A 13,194-nucleotide genomic window follows, 5' to 3' on the forward strand; every position below is an offset into this window, starting at 1 on the left:
CGCGAAGCGGGCTCGGTTCACGAGAGCCCGGCCCGCAAGCAACGCTGGCGGGAGGCGGCCTACGAGAGCAGGTCCTGAACCTTCCGGCTCACAATTTCATCACCTTTCGACGCGGCCCATTCCAGCAAGGCCTGGCGGACCGTAGTTGCGAGAATTCCATGATGCGCAAGCCGTGCGAGAACAAGGGCTCGATCGGATTCACGGCGCGCAATCGACAGATCCGAGAGCAATCGCATCTCATAGCCGTGTTTGGCCCCCTGCAAAGCCGAAACCAGCACCTCTTCCTCCAGAAACGTACCGCCCAGGAATACAACGCCAACATCCAAATGCGCCAGTCGCTCGGCAAGTCGCGCATCGCGCCACATCGATAAGATGTCGACATCGAGATGATCGATCGCCGAGGCAATCTGGTTGGGCAGAAACGCCTGTTCGTACTCACCAATCGCAATTTGCGGAATTGCAAAAAATTCCTGACAGGCAGGGAGCAAGGACATGTTGGCGCGGCGCCACCCAGCGAACCCCTCCACAGCGTTCGGAGCGGCTCCCCTCGTAACGTTCAGCAAGACGATGCAACTATGACGGGGATCGGCCAACATGACGCACGTCCTCCGCTGCAAACGCGCCGCCGATCATGCCGCCCTGCGCTCGGCACTGGGAATGACAAGCACGGGCCCCTCGAGGCCAGCTTGGCGGTACATGGCTTCGAGCGCGCTGTCGCAATCGTGGAGAAGCCCCGCAAGCGCTGTGGTCTGTCCGAGCGATTGCGGCTCCGCCAATCGTTCGATCGGCCACCCTGCCCGCCTAAGGATCCGCTCCATGCGGACATCCGTGACAGTGGCAATCGCTCGCGCCCCTCTCGCCCGCATCGCCTCGATCATCGCAGCGAACAGAACGAACGTCGCGCGATTGAGGTTGCCTCTGCCGACCTCGACGGCGCGTTCCGTGTCGACGCAGAAACGCGAGCTTTCGAGGACATCGTCGCTGTGCGGCGCTCGCTTGTCGCCGAGCAGGAAAGGAAAGGTATCGGCGAGCATGTTGGGCCCCGTCGACGGCAGCAACCGGACACATCCCAGCACTTCGTTCGCATCGGAGATAACGAGGAGATAGGTCGGATTGAGCGCATCGTAGATGTCGATCTCAAGATCGCCGGACACCGAGACGGTCCAGTCGAGACGCTCCTTGAAGACGCGTCGGCGCAGGCGAAACATCTCCGCCAGCAACGCAAGATGGGGGCCGGCGTGACGGTGATCGAGGGAAAGGACGTGCATGAAGAGCTCCATTGCGAGAGGGAGCTCACCTCAGCAGAAATCCAGACCTTTAGCGCCTGTGCCTTTTGACAGGTCGGTGGGAAAGATAAGGAAGTTTTGGCAAGTTTTAGCAGGCAAGCGGCATCGCTTCCAGACAAAAGCACTTCGAGCCTTTGAGAAGGACGCTCGGCCTAGTGAATTCTGTTTAGGGCAAGAGACCTCGGCGAACCGCCTGTGCCACGGCGTGCGCAATGGTTACGGCGCCGAGCTTTCGGCGCGCATTCTCGAGATGAAACGCGACCGTTCGCGACGTGATACCGATGAGCACCGCCGCCTCCGCTAGCGTCTTGCCGCGGGCCGCCCAGGCCAGGCATTGCCGTTCGCGCTGACTGAGAGCGCAAGCATTTTCTACGGCCACAGGGCTCGCAACTATCCGTTCGGAAAGATGCGCTTGAAAGTAGATCCCGATGAGCTGCACGATGTCGCCCGCGCGAGCCAGAACTCGGTCGGGCTTCATGATCGGATCATCCGTTGCCAGAGTGAAGGCCGCCATCTGCCCGAATCCGCTTCTGATCGGTACGGTGATCCCAGACTTGATCCCGAAAGTAGTCGCCTCTTCGAAGAACCTACGCTGCTCCTTGTTGGGTCGCAGTGCCGATCCTTGAGTCCCCCAGCTGAAGATGCCGCGCTCGACGCGGGCGCGCTGAATAACAGGATCAAGGCCGTGGTAGTTCAGGCGAAGGTAGCGACTGGTCCAGGACTTCGGGTAGGAGGAGATCAAACTCGGCCGGCCGTCGCCTACGCGCAAATAGGCGAACCAGCGAAATCCCAAGCCATGCGCGGCACGAGATGCTGTACGTTCGAACTCGTGGTCATCCCTGGCTGTCAGGATGGCATCGACGAATTCCTCAAATAATTGATCCGCCCATTTCATCTCAACTTCAACAGAAGCGTCCTTTCAGCTCCTTCGGAACGTACCCAAGGTTACACTCGAACCTGCTATCTCCAGCAGAATTCGGTCGATTGGGACGGCAGATGGCATAGCCGCCAACCCAACACGTCAAATCCACTGAGCCGATCGAGCACATACCGAAGAGAAATTCGAGATCCCCATGGCCGAGATGCCCAAAGGCGTATTGCTCCACAACTAACCGGGTCTTTCGGACCCCGGCTTTTTTTTCAGAACATGGTTGAAGACGCTCGGAAGCGTATTCCTCGGAAAATGTCTGGCAGATCAGCGGCCCCGTACTACGAGTTCCGAAATCTAGCGATGGCTGCCACTGTCCAGACAGGCGGAGATCGAAGCCGCCTCCGCGGCCTCGTACGGTCACGAATTCGGCCCTTCAGCGGCCGATCGCAGTCTCAAGTGGAACGCGATGCCGAGGACGGCGACAATTTGCGCGAAGCAAAATTCAACGAGGGCGGCCCATCCGCTGACGTGCCAGAACCATCCCCCGAGCGAGCCCAATACGCTCGAACCCAGATAGTACGAGAGCAAGTAGAGTGACGTTGCGTGACTCTTGTTCCGATCCGCGAGGTAGCCAACCCACCCACTGACGACGGAGTGCACCACAAAGAAGCCTACGGTGATGACAGAGATTCCGGCGATCACAGCAAGCAGAGATTCCAGCATCGTAAGCGCCAGGCCCACGACGAAGATCATTCCTCCTGCAACGACGACCAGCGATCGGCCAAATTTCTCGGCCAGCGCGCCCGCTACGGGAGAAGCGAAGACTCCAAATATGTAGGCGAGAAAGATCAGACCAATTTGAGTTTGGTTGAGACTATAGGGAGGCGCGAGCAGGCGAAAGCCGGCGTAGTTGTAGATTGTGACGAACGCTCCCATTGCCAGAAACCCCGTCGCGAAGAGCCACGGAAGTTCGATCTGGCTGAGATGACCAAACCACGCATGGACATGCACGCGCAGCCCAACGGTGGAGCGGCGGACAAAATTTCTCGAGGGCGGGAGCAGCATAAGGAAGATAATTGCGACGAAGAGATCGACTGCGGCCATCGTCGCGAGAGCCGTGCGCCACGAAGAGAAGTGCGTGAGTGCACCGATAGCCACTCGCCCAATCATGCCGCCGAATGCGGTGCCGCCCACGTAAAGTCCCATCGCGCGACCGAGACGCTCCGCTGGCACTTCCTCCGACAGATAGGCCATGGCGACCGCTGGCACGCCACCGAGCACCAGCCCCTCGAGCGACCGAGTGGCCAGCAAGAACTCCCACGTGGGCGCAGCCGACGATATCAGGTTGAGAATGGCGGCGCCGGCCATTGAAAGGAACATCAGGCCACGTCGCCCCCAGGTCTCTGACAATGCGCCCACGCAGACAATCGAAATCGCCAGACAACCGGTCGTCAACGACAAGGCCAGCGAACTCGTGGCTGGACTGACGTTGAAGTCCGATGTGAACTCGGGCAAGAGCGGCTGGGTACAATAGATCAAGGAAAACGTCGCAAAACCCGCGAGGAAAAGCGCGCCGCTTATTCGCGCCAACCCGTTCGAGGGTGACAAAACTTGATGCGCCTCCTTACCGCGCTTCATGAAATCGATCGGAACGCACCGATCCTTCATTTGTCGCGCTCCGCAGGCTCTCGGCTTTCGACGCAAAGACTGCATCAAGCAAGGCACGTACCGGATGTTGCAAATCGACGCCATCGAGCATTTTGGCTTGGCAGCGACAGGAATGCCCGCTCGCGAGAAGCCGTCCTTTGAATTCTCTGTTTCGGACGTGATTCCACCAGCTCTGCCCGTATATCCTCCTTGAAATCACGCGATTGACCGTTGCGTACCCGTAGGCGCCCGCCATCCCGCAGCACCCGCTCGGAAGAATCGTAAGGTCCACGCCAAGCGACCTGAACGCAACCTTCCAATCCTCAGTCGCCGCGCCGGCGTTCGTGCGCTCGGTGCAATGCGTCAGCAGCCAATATCTGTCCGTGATTGGTCCACGGCTCGTATTGCCGAGGCATTTCGCTAACCACTCCTGCAGCAGCAAAACCTGTGGAGCTTCCGACCCGAGCGCATGCTGGTACTCCGATCGGTAGGTCAACGCCATCGACGGATCAATTCCGACGAGATCGCCACCGCTTGACGCGAGCTCGCGCAGCATCGTCGCATTATGGCGCGCAGCGTCTTCGAACTCTGCGAGAAGCCCATGCACGTGGAGCGGCTTACCGTTTGGCAGGAATGGCGCAATCCAGAGCGTGAATCCCAGACGGACAATCAAATCGACCGTATCGAGAACAATCCGCGTTTCGAAGTAGGTTGTGAACGCATCCTGCACCAAGACGACGTTCCTGGCGCGCTGCTCGTTCGTCAGACTCGCAAGCGCCTTCGCGCTGGCAATGCCGACGCCTCTATCTCTCAACTCTCTCGTCAGATCAATTCCCGAGAGCCGTGGTGCCCCTACGAGGCCGATGGACCGAAGAACACATCTTCCGACCGCGCTCGAGATAAACGCATTGTAGGGCCACGATAACTTCGCAAGAAGGGGAAGGTTACCCTCCAGCGACGCCAGCATACGATCCTTGAAGGGGCGGAGGTAACGGCCATGGTACAGTTCGAGAAACTTCGCGCGAAAGGACGGCACATCGACCTTGATTGGACACTGGCCTACGCACGATTTGCACGCGAGGCAGCCATCCATTGCCTCCTTCACCTCATGCGAAAAGTCAGGGACTCCAACCAGCTTGCCGAAAGTGTTCCAGGCACGCGCCGGCAGCCTCTTCAGCTGCGGTGACACCCTTTGCGCGCGCGTCTGAGTCGCCGGATCGACACCCTTGGCCGACAGCATCCTCAACCATTCGCGGATCAGGGATGCACGGCCCTTGGGCGAGTGACGCCTATCACGCGTCGCCTTCCACGATGGACACATTGCATCGTCAAGATCGAAATTGTAGCAGACCCCGTTCCCGTTGCAGTGCAAGGCCTCATCAAACGCCTTTCGTGCAGCGAGAGAAATCTGTCGATCGCTCTGGCCGCGGGTCGGTACACCATCGATCCTGAGAAGTTCGCCCCCTGAAGGCGTGGCAATCTTGCCAGGATTTAACTGATTGTGTGGATCGAACGCAGCCTTGACAAGCTGGAGCGCAGGATAAAGCGGTCCAAAGTACCATGGTCCATACTCGGAACGAACACCCTTGCCGTGCTCACCCCAAAGCAGTCCGCCGTACCTCGTCGTCAATTCGGCAACTTCGTCGGAAATCTCCCGGACGAGCTTTTCCTGTGCCGGATCCTTCATATCGATCGCCGGTCGGACATGAAGCACACCGGCGTCGACATGGCCAAACATGCCGTACGAGGGACCCCGTTTGTCCAGGAGCCGGCGGAATTCACGGATGTAGTCGGCGAGCTTTTCCGGCGGGACGGCGGTGTCCTCCACGAACGGAATCGGGCGCTTGTCGCCCTCGACGTTGCCCAGAAGTCCCACCGCGCGCTTGCGCATGTTCCAGATGCTTTTGACATCCCGGTCGCCCCTCGCGATCGTATAGCCGCGGACATCACGGGCAACGTTGTCGCCCGTCAAGCTCGTCTCGACGCGGCTCAGCTGTCTGTCGAGATCGTCCTCGCTATCGCTTATGAACTCGACCAGATTGACGCCCTGCGCCGGCCCCTCGGGATCCTCGGGAAAGAACCGGCTGACTTCGCGCCAGACGGCGTCCCCTCGCCCCAGCCCGAGGACCAGCGAGTCCACCGTCTCGATCGAAGCCGCCTTGAGCTCTATGAGGGCCGCCGCGTCTCGTAGAGCTGCGCCGAAGGTTCCATACCGCACATTGACGAGCGCGCTGCACTTGGGAATCGGTACCAAGTTTAACTTGGCCTCCGCGATGAAGCCGAGCGTACCTTCCGATCCGCAAAGAACGGCGTTGAGATCGAACCGCCCATCGCGATTCCGCAGGTGCGCAAGGTCGTACCCGGTCAGGCACCTATTCAGTTTCGGAAAGCGTGCTTGGATAAGACCGCGGTTGTCGACATGAACCTTGTCGAGCACGGTGTGCGCCAAGCCGACCCTGTCGGACCGCAACTTGACTTCACGCAGATCCTTTTCGGTGAGAGGTTCTGAACGCCACAGGGTTCCTCCGAGCAGGACCGTGGACGATTCCAGGACGTGATCTCGCGTCTTTCCGTCCAGGCACGATCCCTGACCGCTCGCATCCGTGCTGATCATTCCGCCGATCGTAGCTCGGTTCGACGTCGAAATCTCCGGCGCAAAAAAGAGGCCATACGGCCGCAAGGCGGCATTGAGCTGGTCCTTGACCACGCCTGCCTGCACCCTCGCCCAGCGCTCTTTGGCATTGATCTCGATGATGCCGTTCATGTGGCGCGACAGATCTACCGCCACGCCATTGGTCAGCGACTGGCCATTCGTACCGGTTCCGCCCCCGCGCGGCGCGATTTTCAACTCTCGAAAGCGGGCCTCGGCCGCGAGGGTCGCAATCCTCAGGACGTCCTCGACGTTTCTTGGGAATATCACGGCTTCCGGCAGAAGCTGATAAATCGAGTTGTCGGTCGAAAGCGCGAGGCGCTCGCCATGTTCGGAGGAGCATTCGCCTTCGAAACCCCGCCTGCGGACTTCCGTCAGGAACTCCGCATACAGGCGCGCAGCAGCAGGACTGCCGTCTAGGCGGGGAATCATGAGCCACTCTAAGGTTTATTAGGCGACGATCGCGACCTCTCGCGGCTCGATCTTTGCACTCACATGAACTGACAGGAAGCGGTCGGCTTCCAATGCCGCCATGCAGCCAAGGCCCGCGGCCGTCACGGCCTGCCGGTAGACGCCGTCCGCCACATCACCCGCCGCGAAGAGCCCCGGCACACTCGTCGTCATCGTCCCCGGCTTCACCTTGATGTAGCCGTCAGCGTGCAAGTCTACCTTCCCGTCCAGCAAGGCGCTCGCCGGCGCATGACCGATCGCAATGAACACACCATCGATCGCGAGACGGTCGAGGGCGCCGCTCGTGCGGTCCTTCAGGACAATTCCTTCGACCTTCGCGGGATTGCTCTCGCCGACGATCGACTCCACTTCACTATTCCAGCGTACGATGATCTTGGGGTGGGCAAACAGGCGATCTTGGAGAATGCGCTCCGCACGCAGGGTATCGCGTCTATGGACCAATGTGACGGAACTGGCGATATTGGCCAGATAAAGCGCCTCCTCTACGGCGGTATTCCCACCGCCGACGATTGCGACCCGCTTGTCGCGGAAGAAGAAGCCGTCGCACGTGGCACATGCCGACACCCCGAATCCCCGGAAGGTGTCCTCCGAAGGAATGCCAAGCCACTTGGCTTGCGCGCCGGTCGCGTAGATCAGTGCGTCGCAGACATAGTGGTTACCACTGTCACCGATCAGGCGGAAGGGCCGCGACCCGGTCTCGATCGACACGATGTGATCGTACATGATGCGCGTCCCCATGTGCTCGGCCTGGGCCTGCATCTGCTCGACGAGCCATGGTCCCTGGATGACATTGGCGAACCCGGGATAGTTTTCGACGTCGGTGGTCGTAACCAGTTGCCCTCCTGGCTGCATGCCAGTCAGGAGAATGGGTCGGCGGCTGGCGCGCGCGGTGTAGATTGCGGCCGTATATCCTGCCGGGCCTGCGCCCAGAATGATGACGTCCGTCCGGTGCTCGGTCATTTTGTGGTCCTCGTGTGACTAAAACTTCTGCATTCCCCAACGCCGGACAGTCTTGCGTTCGATCGTCCGGAAAATGACGCTCTCGACGAAAAGGCCGATGAGAATGACGCACAGCAGTCCGGCAAATACGTTTGCAGTCTCAAGATTGTTGCGGTTCTCGTAGATGAACCACCCAAGGCCGCCCTGTCCCGAACTCACGCCGAAGACGAGCTCTGCGGCGATCAGGGTGCGCCAGGCGAAAGCCCAGCCGATCTTGAGGCCAGCGAGAATCGACGGAAGAGCCGCCGGGATCAGGATTTCGGCGACAAGCGACAGGCCTCTCAGACCGAAGCAGCGACCCGCCATTCGAAGCGTCTCACTGACAGATTGAAAGCCCGTGTGCGTGCTCAACGCGACCGCCCACAGCACCGAATTCACGATGACGAAGACCAGACTGCCCATGCCGAGACCGAACCAGAGCAGTGCGAGCGGCAGCAGCGCAACTGCGGGCAGCGGGTTGAACATCGAAGTCAATGTCGACAATACGTCGCTGCCGAAGCGCGTCGTAGACGCCAGGATCGTGATTGTCGCCGCCGCCGTAATACCGGCTGCGTAGCCGATGATGAGGACCTTCATGGTCAGCAGGATACGCATCACGAGACCGCCGGAGACTAGCGACGACACCAGTGCGACGATGACCTCGGAAAGGCGAGGCATCATCAGTGGGTTGTCGAGATAGGTCGCGTAGCCCTCCCATACAGCGGCCAAAAGGCCAACCACAATGAGTCGACGGACGAGAGTGCTTTGCAGGATCCGGTCGTATAGCGGAAGAGGACATTCCACATCCGCCGAGGGCTCGATGACGCTTTGCAGTTCGAACTCGTCGCGAACCGGTGGAAGCGCAAGGGCCAAGCCGGCAGTCTGCTCAATCGTGGTCATATTACTGTCCTTTCGGATGCCGCGGACATGGCGTGAAGAGCATGTGATGGATGCGGGAACAAAGACCGCCAAAATCCGCGCTTCCCAGATCGGCGAAGGCGAATTGATGTGCGTTGATCTCGGCACGAACCTGTCCCGGATGCGGGGTCAGCACCAGTATGCGCGATCCCACGATCACAGCTTCTTCGATGGAGTGCGTGACGAACAGAATGGTCGAGTGTGTCCCGCTCCAAAGCTCGAGAAGATCGTCCTGCATCTTCCTTCTGGTCAGTGCGTCGAGCGCAGCGAACGGTTCGTCCATCAGGAGAATCTTCGGTTCCATCGCCATCGCGCGCGCGATGGCAACCCGTTGCTTCATGCCGCCGGAAAGCGTGTGTGGATACGCGTTGCCGAACTTCTCCAAACCGACCTTGGCGGTGAAGACACGAGCCCGGTCCAGTATTTCGGCAGAAGACCACTTCCTGGACTTCTGCATGGGGTACGCAACGTTCTCCAGGATGGTCTTCCAGGGCAGCAACTGGTCGAACTCCTGAAAGACCATCATCCTGTCCGGGCCCGGGGCATCGACGATCCGGCCGTCGAGTCTGATCTCCCCCGCCGCTGGCGTGAGAAAGCCGCCAACCGCTTTGAGCAAAGATGATTTGCCGCAGCCGGATGCGCCCAGCAGGATAAACCGGTCGCCCCGATACACGTCGAAGCTCACGTCATAAGCCGCCGTGACGATGCTGGCGTCCGTACGATAGCGCAGCGTCACGTTCTTGAGGCTCAACACGGGCTTGGAGCCACCGGCGTCGTAAGCCTGTTTGATCTGGGGCTGATTGATCATGTTCATCATCAGCTTCCTTGTCTTTCCTGGATGAACGGGAAAAAGACGTCCTGCCATTTGGCCGGCTTCGACTTGATCTGGCCCGTCCGCTGCATGAAATCCGCGAAGGTCATAACGCCACCTGGCGATACGCTGAACACATTCTCAGGATCCCGCAGAATGCGTTCGACATACTCCACGTTCATGGACTTCGACGGCTCGCCACTGAGGTATAGCGCCGCAGCCTTGGCTGGATCTTCCTTGATCCGCTTCATCGCGTTGTCCATGGCAGTCACCATCGCCTGGGCGACCTTCGGATTCTTGTCGACGAAGCGCGAGGTTGCTGCGAGCAAGACGAAGGTCGAAGACTTGCCGAGGACATCCTCGGAACTGAGCACCCTGTGCACCCGCTTGTCGTCCGCTTCGAACTGAGCAAACGGCGCATTCGTGAAATGTGCCGAAACCTCTGTTCCCGCCAACATGGCCGCCATCGCGTCCGGATGCGGCAGGGCTACGACATTGGTGTCCAACTTCTTAGCATCGCCAAGCAGCTTCTCGGCGGCCATGCGAAGGCAGAGATTCTGGGGAGAGGTATTGGCCGGCGTTGCAATACGGTCTTGCGGAGAGAAATCCGCAATCGTCTTGATCCTGTCGACGACCGTATTGAGCACCATTGGGAACGACGAGCAATTTGCCAATCCCTTGACACCACCGCGCGTCTTTTCGGCGATGATCAGGAGCGAGGGAACCCCCATGACGCCCATATCCGCGGTGCCCGCCAGGAGCCCTTCATTCACGGCCGTTGAGCCGCTCACTCTTTGAAGCTTCAGTTCGACCCGTGGATCGCCTTGTTCAGCAAGCGCTGCCCCGAGCAGCTTTTCCTCCTCGATGATCATCAACGGGAGATAGGAGACGCCGTACTGAATGATGGCGCGTACTTCGGTGGCGGACTGGGCTCTCGCCAGGGTGGGAAAAGCCATCGCTCCGGCTAAAGCGCCGAGCGCCTTTCGGCGGGAAAGTTCGATCCTTGTCATGTTTCCTCACTTCTATTGTTTTACGCTTCCGCTTCTTTGGCGGGTTCAGGCGTTGCTGCTTGAGATGATCCCCTGCTCCGCCAACCGGTTCAGTTCGGCTTCCGGCATTGCGAGATCGCCCTGGACGACTTCGGAGGTGTGAGACCCGAGCCGAGGCGGTGCTCGGCCGTATTCGATTGGCGTCCGGGAAAACCGGATCGGATTGCCGATCATTTTCGTAGGCGGCCCTCCAGTGAACAAGCTCTGTTCGACAACGAGACCTCGCGCCACGACGTGCGGGTCGGAAAACACTTCGTGCATTTCGTTGATGGGGCCGGCGGGAATCTTCTCGTCATCAAGCGCTTGGAGAAGCTCCAGCTTCGCTCGCAACCGGATCTTCTCGGCTAGGATCGGGATGAGATCCTTCCGATTTCGCACCCGATCCGCATTTTTTTGAAAACGTGGGTCCTTCGAGAGTTCGGGAACGCCGAGGATTCCGCCGAATCGCGCAAACTGCGCGTCATTGCCGACCGCCACAACGATGTGACCGTCGGATGTGGCGAAGGCTTGATAGGGCACGATGTTTGGATGAGCGTTTCCATGTCGTGCGGGCGCCTTGCCCGACGCTAGGAAGTTCATTCCCTGATTGGCAAGAGTCGCAATCTGCACATCGAGAAGAGCAAGGTCGATATGCTGGCCCTCGCCGCTGGTCCGGCGCTCGTTCAAGGCTGCGAGGATCGCGACCGTCGCATACAAACCCGTGAAGATGTCCGCGACTGCCACGCCAACCTTCATCGGCTCGCCGTCCGACGCGCCCGTGATGCTCATGAGCCCGCCCATCGCCTGCACCAACAGGTCGTAACCAGGCTTTTCCTTGTAGGGGCCAGTTTGCCCAAAGCCCGAGATGGAGCAGTAGATCAGCTTCGGATTGACTGCTGAGAGAGCCTCGTAGTCGAGCCCGAGCCGCTTCAAGCCGCCAACCTTGAAGTTCTCGACCACGACGTCGCAAGACCGAGCGAGGGCACTGACGATTTCGCGTCCCTCCGGCTTACTGAAGTCGATACAGACCGACTTCTTTCCTCGGTTTGCCGCGAGGTAGTAGGCGCTGAAATGGTCACCCTCGCCCTTCCCAATGACGAAAGGCGGCCCCCAGCCCCGCGTATCGTCGCCTTCGCCCGGTCGCTCGATCTTGATGACCTCGGCACCGAGATCGGCGAGAAGCTGGGTCGCCCATGGACCCGCGAGAATTCGGCTCAGATCGAGAACGCGCAACCCATTCAGGCACGGTTTCATGGTCGCCTCACGAAAACGCTTGGATGCCAGTGATTGCGCGGCCAAGGATCAGCGCATGCACGTCGTGAGTACCTTCGTAGGTGTTCACGGTCTCCAGATTCTGGGCATGCCGCATGACCTGGAATTCACTGGAGATCCCGTTGCCGCCGTGCATATCGCGGGCTACGCGCGCGATATCGAGGGCCTTGCCGCAGTTGTTGCGCTTGACGATCGAGATCATTTCAGGAGCCATTTGGCCCGAATCCATCAAGCGGCCCACTTGTAGGGACGCCTGCAAACCGAGCGCAATTTCGGTCTGCATATCGGCAAGCTTCTTTTGCACCAGTTGGGTCGCCGCCAGCGGCCGGTCGAACTGCTTGCGGTCGAGGACGTATTGCCGTGCGCGATGGAAGCAGTCTTCGGCCGCTCCCATCGCCCCCCAGGAAATGCCGTAGCGCGCCCGGTTGAGACAACCGAAAGGTCCTTTGAGACCGGAGACGTTGGGCAACAGCGCGGTTTCTGGAACAACCACGCCGTCCATGACGACCTCACCGGTGATCGAGGCGCGAAGCGAGAGCTTCCCTTTGATCTTCGGCGCCGAAAGGCCCGCCATTCCCTTCTCGAGAATAAACCCGCGAATTTGATTATCGTGAGCCGCCGACTTCGCCCAAACGACGAACACGTCCGCAATTGGCGAGTTCGAGATCCACATCTTCGAGCCGGTCAACCGGTAACCGTCAGCGACTTTTTCAGCACGGGTTTTCATCCCGCTCGGGTCGGATCCGGCGTCCGGCTCCGTCAGCCCGAAGCAGCCGACCCATTCACCCGACGCGAGTTTCGGAAGAAATTTCTTCCGTTGCGCATCGTCGCCGTACGCATAGATCGGGTACATCACGAGCGAGGACTGCACGCTGTTCATCGAACGGTAGCCCGAATCGACACGCTCAATCTCACGCGCGACCAGGCCATACGACACGTAGCCCGCATCTGCGCAGCCGTACTCTTCCGGGAAGGCGACGCCGATCAGACCGAGCGCGCCCATCTCGCGAAAGATCTCTCGGTCCGTCTCTTCGTTGAGATAAGCCTCCGTTGCACGCGGCAACAACTTTTCCTGGGCGTAGGCGCGCGCCGTGTCCCGGATCATCCGCTCGTCTTCCGTGAGCTGCTGCTCAAGCAGGAAAGCGTCTTCCCACTTAAATTGGGAATAGGACGTCCTTTGGCGCGGTGCTCGTTCCAATTGACCCATCTGTCGCTCCAAGCTGCTGATGCGATGACGGTCCAACGAATGACTGGTTATATCA

The 13,194-nt window shown here is 59.6% G+C and carries 11 protein-coding genes; all 11 read right to left on the minus strand.

What is annotated here, in order from left to right:
* Window positions 1–59: 59 nt before the first annotated feature.
* Complete coding sequence (locus tag K288_RS0125105) at window positions 60–596, minus strand: isochorismatase family protein (RefSeq protein ID WP_152535665.1); 537 nt, start codon at window positions 594–596, stop codon at window positions 60–62.
* Window positions 597–629: 33 nt separating this feature from the next.
* Window positions 630–1,268, minus strand: coding sequence for an acyl-homoserine-lactone synthase (locus tag K288_RS46490; protein WP_043160651.1), 639 nt, complete (start codon window positions 1,266–1,268; stop codon window positions 630–632).
* Window positions 1,269–1,452: 184 nt separating this feature from the next.
* Window positions 1,453–2,181, minus strand: a complete 729-nt coding sequence (locus K288_RS0125115) for an autoinducer binding domain-containing protein (protein ID WP_027582046.1) — start codon at window positions 2,179–2,181, stop codon at window positions 1,453–1,455.
* Between the two features lie 393 nt (window positions 2,182–2,574).
* A complete protein-coding gene (locus K288_RS46495; protein WP_051334709.1) occupies window positions 2,575–3,795 on the minus strand; it encodes an MFS transporter in 1,221 nt (406 codons plus the stop codon).
* Window positions 3,782–6,886, minus strand: coding sequence for an FAD-binding and (Fe-S)-binding domain-containing protein (locus tag K288_RS46500; RefSeq protein ID WP_051334710.1), 3,105 nt, complete (start codon window positions 6,884–6,886; stop codon window positions 3,782–3,784). The genes K288_RS46495 and K288_RS46500 overlap by 14 nt, the downstream gene beginning before the upstream one ends.
* Window positions 6,887–6,904: 18 nt before the next feature.
* On the minus strand, window positions 6,905–7,885 hold the full coding sequence (gene trxB / locus K288_RS0125130) for a thioredoxin-disulfide reductase (protein ID WP_027582047.1): 981 nt from the start codon (window positions 7,883–7,885) through the stop codon (window positions 6,905–6,907).
* Window positions 7,886–7,903: 18 nt separating this feature from the next.
* On the minus strand, window positions 7,904–8,803 hold the full coding sequence (locus K288_RS0125135) for an ABC transporter permease subunit (protein ID WP_027582048.1): 900 nt from the start codon (window positions 8,801–8,803) through the stop codon (window positions 7,904–7,906).
* 1 nt (window position 8,804) lies between these two features.
* Window positions 8,805–9,635, minus strand: a complete 831-nt coding sequence (locus K288_RS0125140; RefSeq protein ID WP_152535666.1) for an ABC transporter ATP-binding protein — start codon at window positions 9,633–9,635, stop codon at window positions 8,805–8,807.
* A 2-nt stretch (window positions 9,636–9,637) separates the two neighbouring features.
* A complete protein-coding gene (locus K288_RS0125145) occupies window positions 9,638–10,642 on the minus strand; it encodes an ABC transporter substrate-binding protein (RefSeq protein WP_027582050.1) in 1,005 nt (334 codons plus the stop codon).
* A 45-nt stretch (window positions 10,643–10,687) separates the two neighbouring features.
* Window positions 10,688–11,914 (minus strand): CaiB/BaiF CoA-transferase family protein, encoded by a 1,227-nt coding sequence (locus tag K288_RS0125150; RefSeq protein ID WP_027582051.1) that lies wholly within the window; start codon window positions 11,912–11,914, stop codon window positions 10,688–10,690.
* Between the two features lie 7 nt (window positions 11,915–11,921).
* Window positions 11,922–13,139: an acyl-CoA dehydrogenase gene (locus K288_RS0125155; RefSeq protein ID WP_027582052.1), complete on the minus strand. Its 1,218-nt coding sequence runs from the start codon at window positions 13,137–13,139 to the stop codon at window positions 11,922–11,924.
* Window positions 13,140–13,194 lie beyond the last annotated feature (55 nt).

Source organism: Bradyrhizobium sp. Ai1a-2 (genome assembly GCF_000426245.1).
Taxonomy (GTDB): domain Bacteria; phylum Pseudomonadota; class Alphaproteobacteria; order Rhizobiales; family Xanthobacteraceae; genus Bradyrhizobium.

Coding starts and splice junctions, on each gene's coding strand:
- K288_RS0125115 (WP_027582046.1), bottom strand. CDS start 2,181: ATGAAATGGGCGGATCAATTATTTGAGGAATTCGTCGATGCCATCCTG.
- K288_RS0125150 (WP_027582051.1), bottom strand. CDS start 11,914: ATGAAACCGTGCCTGAATGGGTTGCGCGTTCTCGATCTGAGCCGAATT.
- trxB (WP_027582047.1), bottom strand. CDS start 7,885: ATGACCGAGCACCGGACGGACGTCATCATTCTGGGCGCAGGCCCGGCA.
- K288_RS0125140 (WP_152535666.1), bottom strand. CDS start 9,635: ATGAACATGATCAATCAGCCCCAGATCAAACAGGCTTACGACGCCGGT.
- K288_RS46495 (WP_051334709.1), bottom strand. CDS start 3,795: ATGAAGCGCGGTAAGGAGGCGCATCAAGTTTTGTCACCCTCGAACGGG.
- K288_RS0125145 (WP_027582050.1), bottom strand. CDS start 10,642: ATGACAAGGATCGAACTTTCCCGCCGAAAGGCGCTCGGCGCTTTAGCC.
- K288_RS46490 (WP_043160651.1), bottom strand. CDS start 1,268: ATGCACGTCCTTTCCCTCGATCACCGTCACGCCGGCCCCCATCTTGCG.
- K288_RS0125105 (WP_152535665.1), bottom strand. CDS start 596: ATGTTGGCCGATCCCCGTCATAGTTGCATCGTCTTGCTGAACGTTACG.
- K288_RS0125135 (WP_027582048.1), bottom strand. CDS start 8,803: ATGACCACGATTGAGCAGACTGCCGGCTTGGCCCTTGCGCTTCCACCG.
- K288_RS0125155 (WP_027582052.1), bottom strand. CDS start 13,139: ATGGGTCAATTGGAACGAGCACCGCGCCAAAGGACGTCCTATTCCCAA.
- K288_RS46500 (WP_051334710.1), bottom strand. CDS start 6,886: ATGATTCCCCGCCTAGACGGCAGTCCTGCTGCTGCGCGCCTGTATGCG.